This is a genomic window from Nocardia sp. NPDC057663 (assembly GCF_042799895.1).
Lineage (GTDB): Bacteria > Actinomycetota > Actinomycetes > Mycobacteriales > Mycobacteriaceae > Nocardia.
In genome coordinates, this window is sequence record NZ_JBHVHX010000011.1 from 77424 (window position 1) to 94658 (window position 17235).

Below are 17235 nucleotides of genomic sequence, written 5' to 3' on the forward strand. Positions count from 1 at the left end.
GAGTGTCGTTCGGGCTTCCTCGAGGTCCAGTTGGAATCCGGTCAGGCAGCCGATGCCGACGATGAGATCGGTCATGCCATCACCGACACGGCCGGATGGCAACGTTGCCGGCCAAGCTGGTCGAGCTGTGTTGTACGACAACGTGATACGGACAAGACACGATAGCCCCCACTTCAATCCGGTGGCAGCTATCGCACCACGTACGCGCGAAAGATGTTGTGGTGGGAGCGAGACACCGGACGGAGGGTGCCCTCGTGCTGACTATGTCTCGTTCGACAACGCCGACGCGACCTCGTCGAGGCCGCAGGTGAGGGCCTGGACGACCAGGAGTTTGCGGACGCGGTCGGGGAGTTCGTCGGTGATGGCGACGAGGGTTTCCCAGGCGGTGTGGTCGCCGCTGCCGAGGAGGTCGACGAGGGAGCCGAGTTCGGTCATGCCGTCGAGGAGGGCCAGGACGCGGGCTCGGGGTTCGCCGTCGACCGCGAGGGCGAGCGGGAGCATGGTGGGGGCTTCGGGGCTGGCCAGGATGATCAGGTCGCGGAGCGAGTTGTCGTCCTCGGCGAGTACGCGTTTCGCGATGCAGCGCTGTTGGTCGAGGTCGAGGTGGCGGACCAAGGGGAGCAGGTCCAGCCACAGGCCCTGGGCGAGGGAGATGTCGGAGACTCGTTCCAGGGTGGCGGGGTTGTGCATGACCGGGCGTTGGGCCAGGCGTTGGAGGCCGGTGATGGCCATGCCCGCCGCGACGGGGAGCAGGGCGTCCCAGGCGTCGAGTTGGGTGACGGCGGTCAGGAGGCCGTCGAGGACCTCGTCGTCCTGTTCGGCGACGATATCGGCCATGCGGGCGCGTTCCTGGGGGCCGATGATGTCGAGGAGCGAGATCGCGTCGGCCCACTTCTCTTCGGCGTACATGGCGGTGACCATGCCCGGAACACGGTCGGTGACCATGTTCAGCAGGCGCTCTGCCTGGGAGCTGTCCTCCAGGTGGAGGCCGACCTGGAGGATGTCGCGGTCGGCGGCCTGGGGGAGGGCCGCCCACAGGACCGAGTCGGGCATGGCGCCGGCCAGCCTGCCCATGGTGAGGTAGTCGCCGCGCTCGATCAGTTCCCGGGCCACCTCGGCGGCCATCGCGTCGGGGACGCGGGCGATCACTTCCGCCGCTCGCTTCGGGTCGAGCAGGACGGTCGCGTCAGCCAGGAACTTCGGGGACAGGGATTCGGCGATCGCCACTGCGCGGGCGGGCTCGACCGCGCCGGCGACCGCCGCGGCCAGGGCCGGGCCCAGTGCCTTCTCCGCGACTAGCGCGGCGACCGGCTTCGGGACCAATTTCACCGCGGCGGCGACTCGTTGCATGCGCAGGACGTCCCGGCCCGACATCTCGTCGCTGACCTGGTCCCGGAATGCTTTGATCGCCGAGGGTGATTGCGTTGTGAGGAATTCCAGTTCGGCGGGGTCGACGCCGAGTACCCGGGCCAGTTTCGCGATCTCGGCCACGGTGTGCCGCATGCTGCTCACAGTCCCAGCACCTTGCGCACCGCGGGGCGGGCCAAGCGCGGGATCAGGTGCATCCCGGCTCCCAGGGCGTCGTCCATGGCCGCTTTCCGTGCTGCCAGCGCCTTTTCGACGAAGCCGTCGAGACGGGTGAGGTCGTCGATGTCGAGCGTCGCGAACTCCGCCGGAGGTGGGCCTCCGAGGGTGGCGGTCAGCGGGTCGAGTCGATCCGGCACCGACATGCTCCTTCGATAGTGTTGTGGCAGTGACGATTACACGATAGTCGTGGGTGGTGCTCACCGCCTTGCGGCCAGCCGCGCCGTCGTAGTCCAGATCGACGATCTTCTCGGTGAGGAACTGTACGGCGGAGTTGTCGATGAACCCGGCACACCATGCCGGGAGGTGCCGCCCTGTAATCGTGTCGATCACGTCGATCCGTTCCGTGACGGTGACAGCTACGCTTGATAGGGACGAGGGGAGTGGTGATGTCCGAGCAGAATGAGGGAGTCGATCCGCGGGCGCGGTGGCGGGAACTTCCGCCGGAGCCTTCGGAACTCATCGAGGAGACGACGGTCGACACGCGGGCCGCGGATCTGGGGGTTCCCGCGGTTGATGTGACCGAGGAGTTCGTGCGCAAGTACGGGTTGTGACGCGGGCGAGCGTCACGACTGACCGACCGTGGCCGTCTGCCCGCGTCATCGTGGTCTATGTCGTGATCGGCCTTGTCGCAGGCGGGATTACATCCGTAACGATCAACGACACGGTCTCACGGTCGTGGCGTGACTGCGGGGTTGCTGGAGCTGGTGAGGGTCTCACCTTGCTGTTGCTCTTGGTTCCGAACATTGTCGTGGTCGCTCTCTGGTGGGGCGCAACGCTGGCGATCAGTCGACGCTTCCGGGGTGCGGTCCCTGGAGTACTCCGGATTGTCTTGGCCGTCGTGGTCTGCTTGCTCGGCTCATTGGGCCTTCTATGGTTCATGATGCTCTGGCTGCATGATCCCGGCCAGCCTGCTCGGATCCCGGTTTGCCCGCCTGGGAATGTGCCGCCGTGGTGGCCGAGCTGGCTGCCCGTTTGATTCCCTCGGAGGGGATTCGGTCAGTTGCTCTGACACTGGCGACGATCTATCCGCCGGCGACCGCGGGGATGATCATCAGTTCGGTGGTGGCGGTCAGGGGGGTGTTCACGCCGTCCAGCGTGCGGCATTCGTTGCCGTCGATGTAGAAGTTGACGTAGCGGCGGAGGGTGCCGCGTTCGTCGCGGAGGCGGCGTTCCAGGGCGGGGGAGCGGTCGCGGAGGGTGTCCAGGGCGGCGCGCAGGGTGGGGGCGTCGACGTCGAATTCCTTGGCGCCGTTGGCATAGGGGCGCAGGGCCGAAGGTAGGACGATGCGGGCCATGGGTTATCCGATGACGGCGGCGCGGACGCAGAGGACGTCGGGGAGTTTGTCGGCGACCAGGTGCCAGTGGTCGCCTTCGTCGGGGCTGCAGTAGACCTCGCCGTTGCGGGTGCCGAAGTAGATGCCGGTCGGGTCGGCGTCGTCGGCGCACATGGCGTCGCGCATGACCGCTGCCCAGAACGGCACCGTCGGGAGGCCTTCGGTTTTGGGTGACCATGTCTGGCCGCTGTCGTCGCTGCGGTAGACCGCGCAGGTGGCGTCCGGGGGGAAGCGGAAGCGATCCATGTCCGCTACGAGGGGGAAGGTGTAGATGACGCCGGGGCGGTGGGGGTGGGCGACGATCGGGAAGCCGAAGTTGGATGGGGGCAGGTCGGCGTCGATCGACTGCCAGGTCGTGCCGTCGTCGGTGCTGCGGAACACACCGCCGTGGTTCTGGAGGTAGAGGGTGCTGGGTGTTTCGGCGTCGCGGGCGACCTTGTGCACGCACTGGCCCCAGTCGGGCAGTTCGCCCGGCAGGAAGTCGGCGGTGACGCCGTGGTTGGTCGGGTGCCACGAGGTTCCGCCGTCGGAGGTCTGATAGACGCCGCCGGTCGACATGGCGACGGCGAGCCGCCGGGTGTCGGTGGGATGTGGGAGGACGGTGTGCAGCGCCAAACCGCCACCGCCCGGCTCCCACTGCGGGCGGTGTGGATGGTCCCACAGGCCTCTGACCAGCGTGAAAGTTCTACCGCCGTCGGTGGAACGGAACAGGGCTGATGGTTCGACGCCTGCGTACACCACGTCCGGCTCGGCGTCGGTCGCCGGTGTGATCTGCCAGACACCTTGCAAGGCGGCATCGGTGTTCTCGGGGAAGGCCAGTGGTGCGTCGTCGGGCTCGGTCCAGGTTTCGCCCAGGTCGTCGCTGCCTACCAGGGTCGGACCGAAGTGGCTGTTCAGGACGCCGACGAGCAGGCGTGGGGTGTGTCGTCGGGTGTCGATCGCCAAGGCCTTCACATCGGCGATCGGGAACTGCGGCGGACGCACGGTCCAGCTCGCCCGGCCGTCTGTGCTGCGGGCCAGGAACAACCCTTTGCGGGTTCCGATTCCGAGAAGTACGTCCATTGCCGACCTCCAGGTCGTCGCCCCGACGCGGATGAAAATGAGCGTACTCCGCGGCGACGTTAGGGCCGCACAATCGCGGTCGGTGAGGGATACTGGTCCGATCGTGCGCAACCCGCTGCACGAGCGTGACATTTCCGCGACCGTTTCGTAATGTAATAGTGACTTGTTCTCGACAGTAGCTGGTGATTCGTAAAGTGCCTGGTCAACATCGCACCCCTGCGCCGCCCACGGGGCGCACGTCTCTGGCTGTGTGCAGCCTCGCGGCGACGGTTCCCGGAATGCTGTGGATGGCGTTACGGCCCACCGCGGCCGAGGTGGAGCAGGTCGCGGCGATCCAGCCGCACACGCCGTCCGCGATCGAGATCGACACGCTGCCCCAGTTGCCGCACGACGAGCCGACGAGCGCGCCGGAACCCGTGGCTGCCGACGACGAGCTCGCGGCGCTGTCGGCGGGGAAGCTGAAGTACCTGTGCTCGACGGAGTTCAAGGGCACGCAGCCGCACGTCGCGCAGGTCAGTCACATGATCCAGAAGATGTTCGGTCTGTCCGACATCGGTGGCGCGAACGGGCGCTACGACGGTGATCACGGTGCGGGACTCGCTCTCGATCTCATGACGGCGAATCCGGCGCAGGGTGATGCGATGGCCGCGTTCATCCTGGCCAACAAGGCGCGCTTCGGCGTCACCTATGTGATCTGGCAGCAGCGCTACAACGACGGCAGTGGCTGGTCGTTCATGGAGGACCGGGGCGACCCGACCCAGAACCACTACGACCATGTGCACGTGTCGTTCTCCTCGTACGGCGCGGCGAACCTCACCTGCTGATCGCCGCAGGCCCGAACAGCCTGCGGCGCGGCAGAAGTCGCCTCAGTTGCCGATCGGCGCCCCGAGCAGCCCGGCGAGAGTCTCGCCGACGATCGACACCCATTCGGGCCAGGTCCGCTGATCGAGGGTCATCGAGCCGACATCGTTGAGCGTGCAACCGGAGGGGGCGGGCACGCCGGCGAAGCGGTCGCGCATCCACATCATCACGCTGGGCACGGCGATCGGTTCCAGCGAGAGGTGTTCGCTGAGATGGTCGCGGGTGTAGGTGATCCGGGCAGCAGGGTCCTGGCAGTAGGTTCCGTACAGCGTGTTGACCGGGCCTACCGGGACCAGCCAGTCCATGTTGGCCTGGTAGAGGTAGACGGGCATGGTCGGTGTGGTCTTGCCCATGCGGGTGCGGTCGAGAACCTTCTTCGCCTCGGGGGCGTCGAGTGGGTCGCCCGGGGTGTCGAGTAGGCCCTTGATGTTCATGAACGGCAACGAGAGTGCCTGGTAGGTGACGCACATGCGGTCTTTGGCGTCGAGCAGCGTCTGGGCGAGCGGGGTGCCGGTGCGGCGGAGGAACGCGTTGAATTCGGGTTCCTCGTGGGCGAGTCCGATGATGCCGCCGAACACGACGCCCGAGCCCGCGTTGTTGTTGGCGAGGTTCACCAGGGCGCCGAGGTCGGCGTCGGTGCCGCCGGAGGCCGCTCCCACGATGTTCAACTCGGGTGCGTAGGTGGCGGCGAGTTCCGCGGCGTGCATGGTCGGGACGGACCCGCCCGAATAGCCCATCATGCCGACCCGGGTTGCCACGCCGTCGAGTCCGAGCGGGGTGAAGTTCTCCGCGGCTCTGATGCCGTCGAGGGCGATGCGCCCGGCGAGCGGTCCGTGCGCGAACGCCGCGTTCGGTCCCTGATGGTCGGGGATGACGACGGCCCAGCCCTGCTGGAGCGCGACCTGCACCTCCAGGAAGGAGATCGGCGCCACCGCCTGGCCGGTGATCTGCCCGGGAATCGACCACTGCTGCACCGCGTACGAGGAGGCGCAGTACTGGCCGGTCGAATCCTCGGCCATGTGATACGAGAGCAGATTCCTGGTGCCGGGGGCGACCTCACCGCGCGGCTTCAGCACGGTCGCGACGGCCGGGATCGGCTGGTCGTAGCTGTTGTTGGAGCGGAAGGACACCTGCCAGGCGTCGACGTTGACCGGCAGCAGGGAGAAGTTCGCGACCCGGACCTCGCGCGCGGCGATGATCTCGCCGGGTTGCTTGGCCGCGACGGCATCGGCGGGTGGGCGATAGAACCCGTCGAACTCCGGGATGGCCGGTGCGCTGAAGAACGGCGGTGCGGGCTGCACCGGGCCGTCGTAGGGATCGGCGGATGCCGGTGTGCCGCTGAGGATCAGCAGCATGCCGAGCGTGGCTCCGCCCGCTGTGGTGAGGCGGCGGAGCAAGCCTGCCCGTCCTCTGTAGTCGGATCTGTTTCGCGTACGGAGCACGCGGCACCCCTTCGATCAAGATTTAGACGCCATCGTCTAAATTGTGCCGCACGTTACAGCGCGCCGGGGCGGTTCGGCAAATAGCCCGGTGGGAGTCAGGGCAGGGTGAGGGCGACCAGGAAGCGGGTGAGGACTTCGACGAGATCGTCGAAACCGGTGCGGGGCTCGGTGCTGCTCCACTGGTGCACCAGCGCCATCAGCGCGCCGATGAATCCTGTTGCCGCCGTGCGATACCCGCCTACGGGGGTGAAGTCCTGGCCGAGCGCGAGCCGCAGTTCCGTAGCGAAGAAATCGGCCCAGACCTCGCGCTGCTCGATCCGGTGACGCTCGAAATCGTCACTCACGCCGACACATTCGACGAAGGAGACGCGCGCGCGATGGACATCGGAGCCGACCGACTCCGCGTAGGCGCGCATCGCGGCCCGCGCGCGGGTGACGAAATCGTCGGCGGCGGTGTCGGCGACCGCGGCGGCGACGGCCTGGCGCGCGTCGACCTGCACCGCGTTGTAAACCGCGAGCAGCAGTTCTTCGCGGTTCGCGAAGTGCTCGTAGAACTGGGCGCGGGCGAGTCCGGCGGCCTTGCAGATGCTGGTGATGGAGCTGTTGCGGTAGCCGGCTTCGCCGAAGACGGCGAGTCCGGCGAGTAGGAATCGGTCGCGCCGCTGGGCTCGCCGGTCGTCGACTCGGCTGCTCGAGCGGGAAGAACTGGGGACCGTCACCGCCGTCAGGATAGTGAACCGGCGGGCGACGCATCCTGGGCGGGTGATCACCGGGCCGGATCGGGTGGATTCGTCGGCTTTCCTGTGAGTCGACCGTTCATTTAGGCATATCCCCACGCGGAACGGGGCCACGCTCCTACGGTGAGAGTGGCTCAGTTCTGGTGAGAGGAATGTGAACATGGGACGGTTGGCGGGCAAGGTCGCGGTGATCAGCGGCGGAGCGCGGGGGATGGGCGCGGCACACGCGCGCCGGTTTATCGCCGAGGGCGCGTCGGTGGTGCTCGGTGACGTGCTCGACGACGAAGGCGCCGTCGTCGCCAAGGAGCTCGGCGACGCCGCGATCTACCAGCATCTGGATGTGCGCGAGCCCGAGCAGTGGGCGGCGGTCGTCGCGGCGGCGGTCGAGACGTTCGGCGGGCTGCACGTGCTGGTGAACAACGCGGGGATCGTCAACGGGAATCTGCTGGTCGACTTCGCGCTGGAGGAGTGGCAGCGGATCATCGATATCAATCTGACCGGGACGTTCCTCGGGATGCAGGCCGCGGTGCCCGCGATGACCGACGGCGGCTCGATCGTGAACATCTCCTCGGTCGAGGGCATGCGCGGCAGTCCGGGGCTGCACGGTTACACCGCAACGAAATTCGCGGTGCGCGGTCTCACGAAGTCGGCGGCGCTGGAGCTCGCGGCGCAGGGGATCCGGGTGAACTCGGTGCATCCCGGTCTGATCAGCACGCCGATGACCGAGGGGATTCCGGCGGACTTCCTGCAGATTCCGGTGAAGCGGGCGGCCGAACCCGACGAGGTGTCGGCGCTGGTGGCGTATCTGGCCTCGGACGAGTCGTCGTACTCCACCGGTGCGGAATTCGTCGTCGACGGCGGGCTCACGGTCGGGGTGCCGCACAAGAGTTTCTGAGCAGTTCGGTGCTGGTCGGCGGACCCTTCGGTTCCGCCGACCAGCGGCCGTGTCGGTCAGCTCAGGCGGCGGATGTCGCCGCGGACACGGTAGAAGCCGCCGCGGGCCGATTCGGTGACGGCATCGACGACGTAGCGGGTGCCTGCCTGGCGGATGTCGCGGGGGAACTGGACGTTCCAGCCACGCTCGTAGCCGGGGCTGACGACGTGCACGCGCAGGGAGCCGCCGTGTTCGACGCATTCGACGACGATGCCGGTGCCCGCGTCGGTGGTGACCTCGAGGGTGCTGGAGGCGGTGACGGCGGAGATCTCGGGCGCCTTGACCGAGACGGTGCTGGGGAGCACGCCCTGGTCGGCGTCGCGGATGGCGGACTCGCTCACGTCGAGGCAGGCCAGCGCGCCGGAGGTGGTGACCAGGTACAGCCTCTCGTCGTGGTACTGCATGGAGTAGGCCGAGCCGCAGCCGGTGGCCAGTTTCCACAGGCGGGTGCCGGTGGCGTCGAAGCAGTAGACCGAGGAGTGCGAGTCGCCGGCGAAGACGTAGCGGCCGTCGGGGGAGGCGGCGCAGGAGAAGACGGCGGCGTCGCACTGGTAGGCGCGGGTGGTGACGCCCTGCTTGGTGATCTCTTCGACGCGGTTGGCTCCGGTGCCGGCGTAGACGTCGGAGGTCTCCTGCCAGCCGAACAGGACGGAGCCGTGGGTGGGTGAATGCCACTGGGTGGCACCGGTTTCCAGGTGGTACTTGGTGACGCCGCTGCTGTGGCCGTGGTAGACGCCGGTGGGGTCCAGGCGCACCATCCAGCCGGCCGAGCCGGTGCTGCGGGCCGACCAGAGGGATTCCTCCTCGTGGTCGATGACGGTCAGACCGCCTGCGGCGTCGGAGGCGGCGAGGATGCCGTCGTGGATGTCGAGCCAGTAGACGTCGGTGGCCGACACGTCGTAGGCGGCGCGCGGGACCTTGCCCGACAGGTCGTAGACGCGGCCGTCGTCGCAGCCCGCGTAGATCCAGAAGTCGTCGGCCACCAGGCATTTCACGCCGTCGGGCAGCTGGTAGCGGTTGGTCACCACCCCCTCGGGGGTGAGAGTGAAGACCTCGCCGTTCTCGTTGCCGACCCAGCAGCGCTGCTCGTCGACGAAGATGCCGAACGCGGCGGCGCCGGAGTCGAAACGCCACAGGACCGGGGCGCTCTTGGCGGTCGAGCGCTGGCTGGTGATCACGCGGCGGGTCACCGTGCGGCGCTCGCGCGCGCCCATCACGGCGGGTGCGTAGCCCTTGCGGACCTTCTCGCCGATCTTCTTCTGGCCGGCGCTCTTCGCCTTGTCCTCGGTGGCGAACGAGCTCGCCTTGGACTGGCCCTGCTCGCCGATCCGGCCGTAGCGGATGTTCACCTGGGTGCCGGTGACGATCACCTCGTAGAACTTGTGCGAGGAACCGGTGTCGTCGGACAGTTCCAGGTAGGTGGTTTCGGCGGTCGTCATGGATCCTCGCTGAGCTCGTGCGGTGTGTCGAACGAGCGAAAAGTAGCAAGGCACACCGACATCGGCGCGATCTATGGTGTCACCGCAGGTCAGTGGGGGTATGGATGCGACGAAGGCGGTGGCCGGGGTGAGCCACCGCCTTCGTCTGCGTGACGATCAGCCGAAATGGCAGACGTAGTGCAGGGTTTCGACGACCTCGATGTCGAAGGCGCTGTTGCCCGGGACCGAGAACGACTCGCCGCCGCGGAAGGTCTTCGGCTCGGTCTCGCCGGGCAGGGTCACCTTCGCCTCGCCGTCGATGAGCTCCATGATCTCCGGGGCGCCGGTGGTGAAGGTCAGGGTGGACGGCAGGATCACGCCGACGGACTTCGAGGTGCCGTCGGGCAGCTCGATGTTGTGGCTGACGCACTTGCCGTCGAAATAGACGTTGGCCTTCTTGACAACGGAGACGTTCTCGAACTTCGACATGGGTCCTTCCGGGGGTGAGGGGACCCTTAGTCTACTGGCGGGCCAGGGCTCACCGAGCCCTGGCCCGGCGTGGTCAGCTGCCGTAACGGGCCAGGACCGAGCTGGCTTCCTGGGAGGCGGTGCCTTCCTGGGCCAGGTGGGCCATGGCCTCGGGGATCTCGCGGCCGTGGTGGGCCATGGCCTGGGCGTAGAGGCGGCCGGCGCGGTAGGAGGAGCGGACCAGTGGGCCTGCCATGACGCCGGCGAAACCGAGTTCCTCGGCGACCTTGGAGTGCTCGACGAACTCCTCCGGCTTCACCCAGCGGTCGACGGGGTGGTGGCGCGGGGACGGGCGCAGGTACTGGGTGATGGTGAGGATGTCGCAGCCCGCTTCGTGCAGGTCACGCATCGCCTCGGTGACCTCTTCGGGGGTTTCGCCCATGCCGAGGATGAGGTTGGACTTGGTGACCAGGCCTGCTTCGCGGGCAGCGGTGATGACCGCCAGTGAGCGCTCGTAGCGGAAGGCGGGGCGGATGCGCTTGAAGATGCGCGGCACCGTCTCCAGGTTGTGGGCAAGGACCTCGGGGCTGGTCGAGAAGACCTCGGCGAGCTGGTCGGGGTCGGCGTTGAAGTCGGGGATGAGCAGCTCGACGCCGGTGCCGGGGTTGAGTGCCTTGATGGCGCGCACGGTTTCGGCGTAGAGCCAGGCGCCGCCGTCGTCGAGGTCGTCGCGGGCGACGCCGGTGATGGTGGAGTAGCGCAGGCCCATCGCCTGGACGCTCTCGGCGACGCGGCGGGGCTCGTCGCGGTCGAGGGCGGCGGGCTTGCCGGTGTCGATCTGGCAGAAGTCGCAGCGGCGGGTGCACTGTTCACCGCCGATGAGGAAGGTGGCCTCGCGGTCCTCCCAGCATTCGAAGATGTTGGGGCAGCCCGCTTCCTCGCAGACCGTGTGCAGGCCTTCGCGTTTCACCAGGCCCTTGAGCTCGGTGTATTCGGGGCCCATGGTCGCGCGGGTGCGAATCCACTTGGGTTTGCGCTCGATCGGGGTCTCCGCGTTGCGCGCTTCGATGCGCAGCAGCTTGCGTCCGGCGGGGGCAGAGGCGTCTACGGAGGTCACTGAACCGACTCTACGCTCGGGGCCACGGCGTCCGCGGCGATGGTGGTGCGATCAATATCATGCGGCTGAACGGGAATTTCGCCGTCGAGGGCGGCAACGATGGCGGTCGCGACGAGGGGCTTGATTTCGGCGACGGTGACTTCACGGCCTAGTTCTCGGCTCAGCGTGGTGACACCGGCGTCCTTGATGCCGCAGGGCACGATCGCCTGGAAGCCGTCGAGGGCGGAATTGCAGTTCAGGGAGATGCCGTGCAGGGCGACGCCGCGCTGCACGCGCACACCGATCGCGGCGATCTTGCGCTCGGCGAACCACTCGGTGGCGGGCAGCCACACGCCCGAGCGGCCTTCGACGCGGCCGCACTCGATCCCGAGGCCGGAGACCACCTGGATCAGGGCCTCCTCCAGCCGTCGCACGTACTGCACGACGTCGACGGGCTCGGCGAGGCGGACGATCGGGTAGCCGACGAGCTGGCCAGGGCCGTGCCAGGTGATCTTGCCGCCGCGGTCGACCTGCACGACCGGGCTGCCGTCGATCGGCAGGTCCTCGGCCTCGGTGCGGCGGCCCGCGGTGTAGACCGACGGATGCTCGAGCAGGAGCAGCTTGTCGGCGCCTTCGCCTGCGGCGCGCTCGTCGGCGATCTGCCGCTGCAGCTCCCAGGCGGCGTTGTATTCGATGAGTCCGAGATCCTCGACCACGATCGGGGTCGTATCGAATCGAGCGGACGCGGTGGGGCGCGTGTCGTTCACCGTCCCGACGTTACGCCCCGCGGCCGACGGCGGCGCAGACCGGTCATCGCCCCCGGTCACGGCTCGACCGGGAAGTTTCGTTGCATGAGGGTCAGGTCCATCCAGCGGTCGAACTTGTGGCCGACTTCCGGGAGTTCGCCGACGGTGCGGAAGCCGAAGCGTTCGTGCAGGGTGATCGAGGCGGCGTTGCCGGATTCGATGGCGGCGACCATGGCGTGCACGCGGCCGGAATCGGCGGCGCGGGCGATCAACTCGGTGAGCAGGGCGGTGGCCACGCCGCGGCGCTGGAAGCGGTGGTCGACGTAGACGGAGTTCTCGACGGTGAAGCGGTAGCCGGATTTGGGGCGCCACCGGCCGTAGGAGGCGTAACCGGCGACCTCGCCGTCGATCTCGGCGATCAGGATCGGCATGCCCGCGGCGGTGCGGTCGGCGAACCAGGTGATGCGGTCGTCGAGGTCTACCTCGTCGGTGTCCCAGATCGCGGTCGACTCGGCGATATTGGTGTTGTGGATCGCGAGGACGGCGGGGAGGTCGGCCTTGTCGGCGTCGCGGATGAACATCAGTGGGCTCCGGGGCGGGCGACGGTGGCGGCCAGGGCGGCGCGGATCGTCGGGTGCTGGAAGGTGTAGCCGGCCTGTTCCAGCGCGGCCGGGATGGCGCGGGGGCCGCGCAGGATCGCCTCGTCGGCGAGCTCGCCGACCAGGGCGCGCAGGGCGAAACCGGGAACGATGAACGGGGCGGGGCGGTGCACGGCGCGGCTCAGGGCGCGGTTGAATTCCGCGTTGGTGACCGGTGCCGGGCCCGCGGAATTGATCGGGCCGGAGATCTCGGGATGGGTGAGCGCGAAGATGATGGCGCCGACCTCGTCGTCGAGGGAGACCCACGGCGTGTACTGACGGCCGCTGCCCAGGCGTCCGCCCAGGCCCAGCCAGTACAGCGGGTGCAGCATGCTCAGCATGCCGCCGTTGCGGGCCAGCACCACGGCGCTGCGCACCAGGATCGTGCGCACGCCCGCAGCGCTCGCCGGAGCGGTCGCGGCTTCCCAGTCGCGGCACAGGGTCGCGAGGAAACCGGTTCCGGCGGGGGAGGTCTCGTCGACGACCGTGTCACCGGTGTCGCCGCCGTAGTAGTGCACGCCGCTGGCGTTGACCAGCGTCGGCACTCCCGCGGCGGCGACCGCGGTGGCCAGTACGTCGGTGGGGGTGATGCGGCTGTCGCGCAGCAACTGCTTGTAGCCGCCGTTCCAGCGGCGCCCGCCGATGCTCGCGCCGCACAGATTCACCGCCGCGTCGGCCCCGCGCAACGCCCGCTCGTCGAGCTGGGCGCGCGCGGGGTCCCACGCGAATTCGTCCGGCGCGCCAGGGGCGCGGCGCACCAATCGCGACACCTCGTGCCCGTCGCGGCGCAGAGCCGCGACGAGCGCTGTCCCGATCAGCCCGGACGAACCGGCGATCACCACCTTCATAACTGTCGAATTCCTCGACTACAGACCGAGATCGGCCTCGAACGCCGCCTCTTCCAACCGGTGCTTGATGGTGGTGAGGAAGCGACCCGCGTCGGCACCGTCGATGAGACGGTGATCGTAGGTCAGCGGCAGGTACACCATCGAGCGGACGCCGATGGACTCGCCACCGGTCTCGTCGGTCACCACCACCGGGCGCTTGACGATCGCGCCGGTGCCGAGCATGCCCGCCTGCGGCGGAACCAGGATCGGGGTGTCGAACAGCGCGCCCTCGCTGCCGATGTTGGTGATGGTGAAGGTGCCACCGGACAGCTCGTCCGGCTTCAGGCCACCGGTGCGGGCGCGGTGGGCGATGTCGGCGATCGCGCGGGCCAGCCCGGCCAGCGACAGGTCGCTGGCGTTGTGGATGACCGGCGAGAGCAGACCCTGCTCGGTGTCGACCGCGATACCCAGGTGCACCGACGCGTGGTAGGTGATCTCCTTGGCGTCCTCGTTGTAGGAGGCGTTCACGTTCGGGTGCACACCGAGTGCCTCGACGACGGCCTTCGCGAAGAACGGCAGGTACGTCAGGTTGACGCCCTCACGGTTCTTGAACGAGGCCTTCGCGAGCTGACGCAGATGCGCGATCTTGGTGACGTCGGCCTCGTGGACCTGGGTCAGCTGCGCGGTGGTCTGCAGCGATTCGCGCGTCTTGGTCGCGGTGATCTGCCGGATCCGGTTGGCCTTCTGCGTGGTGCCGACCAGCCCGGCCAGCTTCGGCGCGGCGGCCTGCTTGGCCACAGGGGCGGGCGCGGCCGCGGCGGCCGGAGCCGCGGCGGGCGCCTTCTTGGCCTCGGCGGCGGCGAGCACGTCCTGCTTGCGGATGCGGCCACCGACACCGGAACCGGTGAGGGTCGCCAGGTCGACGTTGTTCTCGTCGGCCAGCTTGCGGACCAGCGGGGTCACGTACGGGGTGCTGCCGTTGGCGGAGGACGCCGGAGCAGCAGCCTTCGCCGGAGCAGGCGCGGGGGCCGGTGCCGGAGCAGCGGCGGCGGGCGCTGGAGCCGGGGCAGGCGCGGGAGCCGGGGCAGGTGCCGGAGCGGGTGCCGGGGCAGGCGCGGGCGCCGGAGCGGCCGCGGGCGCACCGCTGCCGATCACACCCAGCTGACCACCGACGGCGATGACGTCGTCTTCCTGCGCCGAGATCTCGAGCAGCGTGCCGGCGACGGGCGAGGGGATCTCGGTGTCGACCTTGTCGGTGGACACCTCGAGCAGCGGCTCGTCGACCGCGACGCTGTCACCCACGGCCTTCAGCCACCGGGTCACGGTGCCTTCGGTCACCGACTCGCCCAGCTCGGGCATCTTGACGGGCGTGCCGGACGCGGCGACGGGCGCGGCGGCCGGAGCGGGCTCGGGGGCTGCGGCCGGAGCCTGCGCCGCGGGGGCGGGCTCGGGGGCCGGAGCGGGCTCGGCAGGTGCGGCAGCAGGCGCGGGAGCGACGGCGGGGGCTTCGCCGGCGTCGCTGATCACGCCGAGCTCACCGCCGACCTCGACGATGTCGTCTTCCTGAGCGACGATCTTCGACAGCACACCGGCAGTGGGCGACGGGATCTCGGTGTCGACTTTGTCGGTGGAGACTTCGAGCAGCGGTTCGTCGACCTCGACCGTGTCTCCTTCCTGCTTCAGCCACCTGGTCACCGTTCCCTCGGTGACGCTCTCACCAAGAGCCGGCATCTGGACGGAGAAGGCCATGTCCTCTGTCTCCTCTGACTGTTAGACGGGTAATACAACAGTGCTTCGACCCCGGCAGACACGCGTCGCGGGTCGCGGCGTACGTCCACCCCGCCGCAACGAGCGAGGCGTCCGGGAATCGTCGGTTTCTTGTTCCGGCAACCATCCTTGCACCCGCTCGCCGCCGACGTAGCGCAGGGCGGCAATACGGGCAGAGCTGGCACCATGGAATGTACGGCGGTGAGCAGAATTCCGTCGGAAAGCAGGAGGTTGCTACCGGTGGGTATGCTGGATCGTTTCCGCGGGACGCGCGGCAGGAGCAGGACAGTCGCCCGTGACAGCGCGTCGGAGATCGCCGCGCTGGCCGAGTGGGCGGCGGCGCGACGCGGGGTCGAGGCGTTCGTCGAACCGAAAACCGCTGTGACCGATGTCACGGCGGTTCTGGTGGCCGCGGACGGCGAATGGACCCGTCGCATTGTCGGTGAGCGCGGCGCGCGGCGGCTGGCCGGTGCGCTGAAGATCCCGGTCTACGACGTCAACCGCATCGGCTATCCGCAGCGCATGCGCGACTACGACGCCCGCCGCCGCATCGAGCAGCGGCGGGCCCGCGAGCAGGAGCAGTGACTACTCCGCCCCGATCTCCTCGATCACCGTGATCAGGGTGCGCACCGGGACGCCGGTGCCGCCCTTGCCGATGTAGCCGAACGGTCCGCCGGTGTTGTAGGCCGGACCCGCGACGTCGAGGTGCGCCCACTGCACGCCCTCGGGCACGAACTCCTTGAGGAACAGTGCGGCCGAGAGCATTCCGCCCCACCGGTGCGGTGCGACGTTGGCCAGGTCGGCGACCTTGGAGTTGAGGTCGGTGCGCAGCTCGGCGGGCAGCGGCATCGCCCAGCCGTTCTCGCCGACCGTACGCGACACCGCGGCGACGCGATCACGGAATTCGTCGGTGCCCATCACGCCGGGCGTGCGGGTGCCGAGCGCGACCATCTGCGCGCCGGTGAGGGTGGCGACGTCGATCAGGTAGTCGGGCTCGTCCTCGGCGGCGCGCACGATCGCGTCGGCCAGGATGAGGCGACCCTCGGCATCGGTATTGAGCACCTCGACGGTGGTGCCGCCGTACTGGGTGAGCACGTCGCCGGGACGCTGCGCGGTTGCCGATGGCATGTTCTCGGCCATCGGGACGGTCGCGGTGACGGTGACCGGCAGGCCGAGGCGGGCGGCCAGCAGGGTGGTCGCGATGACCGCCGCGGCGCCTGCCATGTCGGAGGTCATGTTCTCCATGTTGGCCGCGGGCTTGATCGAGATGCCGCCGGTGTCGAAGGTGATGCCCTTGCCGACGAGCGCGATCTTCTTCGGGCCGCCCGCGTAGGTGATACGCACCAGCCGCGGCGGGCGCGAGGACCCCTGGCCGACGGCGACGATGCCGCCGTAACCGCCTGCGGCGAGGGCGTCCTCGTCGAGGACCTCGACCTCGAGGCCCGCGGCCTCGGCGAGCACGCGGGCCCGGTCGGCGAACTCGGCCGGGTACAGCGCGCTCGGCGGGGTGTTGACGAAATCGCGGGCGGTGGCGACGGCCTCGGCGACCAGCTGCGCGCGCAGCAGTTCCAGCACGCCGAATTCCGGCTGGGGCACCAGCAACTCGACGCGCAGCACCGGCTGCTCGTCCGGCTTCGGCGCGCTCTTGGCGGATTTGAAGGTGGTGAAGGTGTAGGCGCCGAGGTAGAAGCCCTCGACCGCGGCGGCCAGGTCGACACCGGAGAGGGTGGTCGCCACCAGTTCGGTGCCGCTGAGCGCGCGCCCGGCCACCCCGGCGCTGCGGCGCACCTGCTCGGCATCGATCTTCTCGGCCGCGCCGAGGCCGACCGCGAGCACGCTGGTCACATCGGACAGCGCCGCCGGCGCGGGCACCCTGGTCAGTTCCTCGGGCTTGCCCTTGGCGCCGACCGCGCCGAGGGCATCCAGCAGTTCGGCCCGAACCTCGGCGGTGAGCACGTCGCCGAACAGGTCGGCGGGGACGATGGCCGGTCCGTTCTCCGAGGACGTCAATCCGATCACCAGCACATCGGTGTCCGGGCTGATGGTTTCGATGCGCGCCAATTCCGGTCCGAGTGAACGATCTGCTACAGCGGTCATCGCCCCAGATTATGCGGTCGGTGTCTGGTGCCGCATCGCGACGCCGTCGAGCAGCAGTCCGACACCGGTGGTGAGCAGTTCGTCGAAGTCCAGGTCGGGTCCGTGCGGCTCGGCGGCGAACATCCGGTGCAGGACCGGGCGGGTGCGCGGGTCGAGGATTTCGGTGAGTTCGGCGCGCAATCGCGTGCCGAGTGGCAATCCCATGGTGAATACTGGCAAAC

Annotated in this window: 19 protein-coding genes; 4 read left to right on the top strand and 15 right to left on the bottom strand. The window is 68.8% G+C overall.

The window, feature by feature from the left end:
- Positions 1–261: 261 nt before the first annotated feature.
- Together ACFVAV_RS22575 and ACFVAV_RS22580 are read right to left on the bottom strand one after the other, a co-directional pair.
- Positions 262–1512 (bottom strand): hypothetical protein, encoded by a 1251-nt coding sequence (locus ACFVAV_RS22575; protein WP_379037071.1) that lies wholly within the window; start codon positions 1510–1512, stop codon positions 262–264.
- Positions 1509–1724 (bottom strand): hypothetical protein, encoded by a 216-nt coding sequence (locus ACFVAV_RS22580; protein WP_379037072.1) that lies wholly within the window; start codon positions 1722–1724, stop codon positions 1509–1511. The genes ACFVAV_RS22575 and ACFVAV_RS22580 overlap by 4 nt, the downstream gene beginning before the upstream one ends.
- 249 nt (positions 1725–1973) lie before the next feature.
- Between ACFVAV_RS22580 and ACFVAV_RS22585 the strand changes: the two genes are divergently transcribed.
- A complete protein-coding gene (locus ACFVAV_RS22585; protein ID WP_379037073.1) occupies positions 1974–2138 on the top strand; it encodes a hypothetical protein in 165 nt (54 codons plus the stop codon).
- Positions 2139–2609: 471 nt separating this feature from the next.
- Here the strand turns inward: ACFVAV_RS22585 and ACFVAV_RS22590 are convergent, their stop codons facing one another.
- Positions 2610–2882 carry a MoaD/ThiS family protein gene (locus ACFVAV_RS22590; protein ID WP_379037074.1) on the bottom strand — a complete coding sequence of 91 codons (273 nt, stop codon included), beginning with the start codon at positions 2880–2882 and terminating at the stop codon, positions 2610–2612.
- 3 nt (positions 2883–2885) lie between these two features.
- Positions 2886–3983 (bottom strand): exo-alpha-sialidase, encoded by a 1098-nt coding sequence (locus ACFVAV_RS22595; protein WP_379037075.1) that lies wholly within the window; start codon positions 3981–3983, stop codon positions 2886–2888.
- A gap of 287 nt (positions 3984–4270) precedes the next feature.
- On the opposite strand from ACFVAV_RS22595, the gene ACFVAV_RS22600 reads away from it, so the two are divergent.
- Entirely contained in the window at positions 4271–4807 is a 537-nt protein-coding gene (locus tag ACFVAV_RS22600) for a hypothetical protein (protein ID WP_379037076.1), read from the top strand.
- Positions 4808–4849: 42 nt separating this feature from the next.
- Here the strand turns inward: ACFVAV_RS22600 and ACFVAV_RS22605 are convergent, their stop codons facing one another.
- Both ACFVAV_RS22605 and ACFVAV_RS22610 read right to left on the bottom strand, forming a co-directional pair.
- A complete protein-coding gene (locus ACFVAV_RS22605; protein WP_379037199.1) occupies positions 4850–6199 on the bottom strand; it encodes a lipase family protein in 1350 nt (449 codons plus the stop codon).
- A 182-nt stretch (positions 6200–6381) separates the two neighbouring features.
- Positions 6382–7005: a TetR/AcrR family transcriptional regulator gene (locus ACFVAV_RS22610; RefSeq protein WP_379037077.1), complete on the bottom strand. Its 624-nt coding sequence runs from the start codon at positions 7003–7005 to the stop codon at positions 6382–6384.
- A 178-nt stretch (positions 7006–7183) separates the two neighbouring features.
- On the opposite strand from ACFVAV_RS22610, the gene ACFVAV_RS22615 reads away from it, so the two are divergent.
- Positions 7184–7918 (top strand): glucose 1-dehydrogenase, encoded by a 735-nt coding sequence (locus ACFVAV_RS22615; protein WP_379037079.1) that lies wholly within the window; start codon positions 7184–7186, stop codon positions 7916–7918.
- A gap of 56 nt (positions 7919–7974) precedes the next feature.
- Here ACFVAV_RS22615 and ACFVAV_RS22620 read toward each other — a convergent pair whose 3' ends face one another.
- The 7 genes from ACFVAV_RS22620 to sucB form a co-directional block, all read right to left on the bottom strand.
- The gene (locus ACFVAV_RS22620; protein ID WP_379037080.1) at positions 7975–9396 is read right to left on the bottom strand and encodes a WGR domain-containing protein; all 1422 of its coding nucleotides are present in this window, start codon (positions 9394–9396) and stop codon (positions 7975–7977) included.
- Positions 9397–9552: 156 nt separating this feature from the next.
- On the bottom strand, positions 9553–9864 hold the full coding sequence (locus ACFVAV_RS22625; RefSeq protein WP_379037081.1) for a pyrimidine/purine nucleoside phosphorylase: 312 nt from the start codon (positions 9862–9864) through the stop codon (positions 9553–9555).
- 73 nt (positions 9865–9937) lie between these two features.
- The gene (gene lipA / locus ACFVAV_RS22630; RefSeq protein ID WP_379037083.1) at positions 9938–10960 is read right to left on the bottom strand and encodes a lipoyl synthase; all 1023 of its coding nucleotides are present in this window, start codon (positions 10958–10960) and stop codon (positions 9938–9940) included.
- Positions 10957–11706, bottom strand: a complete 750-nt coding sequence (gene lipB, locus ACFVAV_RS22635; protein WP_379037085.1) for a lipoyl(octanoyl) transferase LipB — start codon at positions 11704–11706, stop codon at positions 10957–10959. Before lipB ends, lipA begins: the two co-directional genes overlap by 4 nt.
- 56 nt (positions 11707–11762) lie before the next feature.
- Positions 11763–12266: a GNAT family N-acetyltransferase gene (locus ACFVAV_RS22640; RefSeq protein ID WP_379037086.1), complete on the bottom strand. Its 504-nt coding sequence runs from the start codon at positions 12264–12266 to the stop codon at positions 11763–11765.
- The gene (locus ACFVAV_RS22645) at positions 12266–13171 is read right to left on the bottom strand and encodes a TIGR01777 family oxidoreductase (protein ID WP_379037087.1); all 906 of its coding nucleotides are present in this window, start codon (positions 13169–13171) and stop codon (positions 12266–12268) included. The genes ACFVAV_RS22640 and ACFVAV_RS22645 overlap by 1 nt, the downstream gene beginning before the upstream one ends.
- A gap of 18 nt (positions 13172–13189) precedes the next feature.
- Positions 13190–14899 (bottom strand): 2-oxoglutarate dehydrogenase, E2 component, dihydrolipoamide succinyltransferase, encoded by a 1710-nt coding sequence (sucB, locus tag ACFVAV_RS22650; protein WP_379037088.1) that lies wholly within the window; start codon positions 14897–14899, stop codon positions 13190–13192.
- 258 nt (positions 14900–15157) lie between these two features.
- Between sucB and ACFVAV_RS22655 the strand changes: the two genes are divergently transcribed.
- Positions 15158–15502 (top strand): oxidoreductase, encoded by a 345-nt coding sequence (locus tag ACFVAV_RS22655; RefSeq protein WP_379037089.1) that lies wholly within the window; start codon positions 15158–15160, stop codon positions 15500–15502.
- Here the strand turns inward: ACFVAV_RS22655 and ACFVAV_RS22660 are convergent, their stop codons facing one another.
- Positions 15503–17014 (bottom strand): leucyl aminopeptidase, encoded by a 1512-nt coding sequence (locus ACFVAV_RS22660; RefSeq protein ID WP_379037090.1) that lies wholly within the window; start codon positions 17012–17014, stop codon positions 15503–15505.
- Between the two features lie 9 nt (positions 17015–17023).
- The gene (locus ACFVAV_RS22665) at positions 17024–17218 is read right to left on the bottom strand and encodes a hypothetical protein (protein ID WP_379037091.1); all 195 of its coding nucleotides are present in this window, start codon (positions 17216–17218) and stop codon (positions 17024–17026) included.
- Positions 17219–17235: the final 17 nt, after the last annotated feature.

What these genes read in the sequence shown, in the direction of transcription:
- ACFVAV_RS22600 (WP_379037076.1), top strand. Translation starts at nt 4,271, where the DNA reads ATGGCGTTACGGCCCACCGCGGCCGAGGTGGAGCAGGTCGCGGCGATC.
- ACFVAV_RS22660 (WP_379037090.1), bottom strand. Translation starts at nt 17,014, where the DNA reads ATGACCGCTGTAGCAGATCGTTCACTCGGACCGGAATTGGCGCGCATC.
- ACFVAV_RS22645 (WP_379037087.1), bottom strand. Translation starts at nt 13,171, where the DNA reads ATGAAGGTGGTGATCGCCGGTTCGTCCGGGCTGATCGGGACAGCGCTC.
- ACFVAV_RS22585 (WP_379037073.1), top strand. Translation starts at nt 1,974, where the DNA reads ATGTCCGAGCAGAATGAGGGAGTCGATCCGCGGGCGCGGTGGCGGGAA.
- ACFVAV_RS22620 (WP_379037080.1), bottom strand. Translation starts at nt 9,396, where the DNA reads ATGACGACCGCCGAAACCACCTACCTGGAACTGTCCGACGACACCGGT.
- ACFVAV_RS22590 (WP_379037074.1), bottom strand. Translation starts at nt 2,882, where the DNA reads ATGGCCCGCATCGTCCTACCTTCGGCCCTGCGCCCCTATGCCAACGGC.
- ACFVAV_RS22615 (WP_379037079.1), top strand. Translation starts at nt 7,184, where the DNA reads ATGGGACGGTTGGCGGGCAAGGTCGCGGTGATCAGCGGCGGAGCGCGG.
- ACFVAV_RS22665 (WP_379037091.1), bottom strand. Translation starts at nt 17,218, where the DNA reads ATGGGATTGCCACTCGGCACGCGATTGCGCGCCGAACTCACCGAAATC.
- sucB (WP_379037088.1), bottom strand. Translation starts at nt 14,899, where the DNA reads ATGGCCTTCTCCGTCCAGATGCCGGCTCTTGGTGAGAGCGTCACCGAG.
- ACFVAV_RS22640 (WP_379037086.1), bottom strand. Translation starts at nt 12,266, where the DNA reads ATGTTCATCCGCGACGCCGACAAGGCCGACCTCCCCGCCGTCCTCGCG.
- ACFVAV_RS22595 (WP_379037075.1), bottom strand. Translation starts at nt 3,983, where the DNA reads ATGGACGTACTTCTCGGAATCGGAACCCGCAAAGGGTTGTTCCTGGCC.
- ACFVAV_RS22625 (WP_379037081.1), bottom strand. Translation starts at nt 9,864, where the DNA reads ATGTCGAAGTTCGAGAACGTCTCCGTTGTCAAGAAGGCCAACGTCTAT.
- ACFVAV_RS22605 (WP_379037199.1), bottom strand. Translation starts at nt 6,199, where the DNA reads ATGCTGCTGATCCTCAGCGGCACACCGGCATCCGCCGATCCCTACGAC.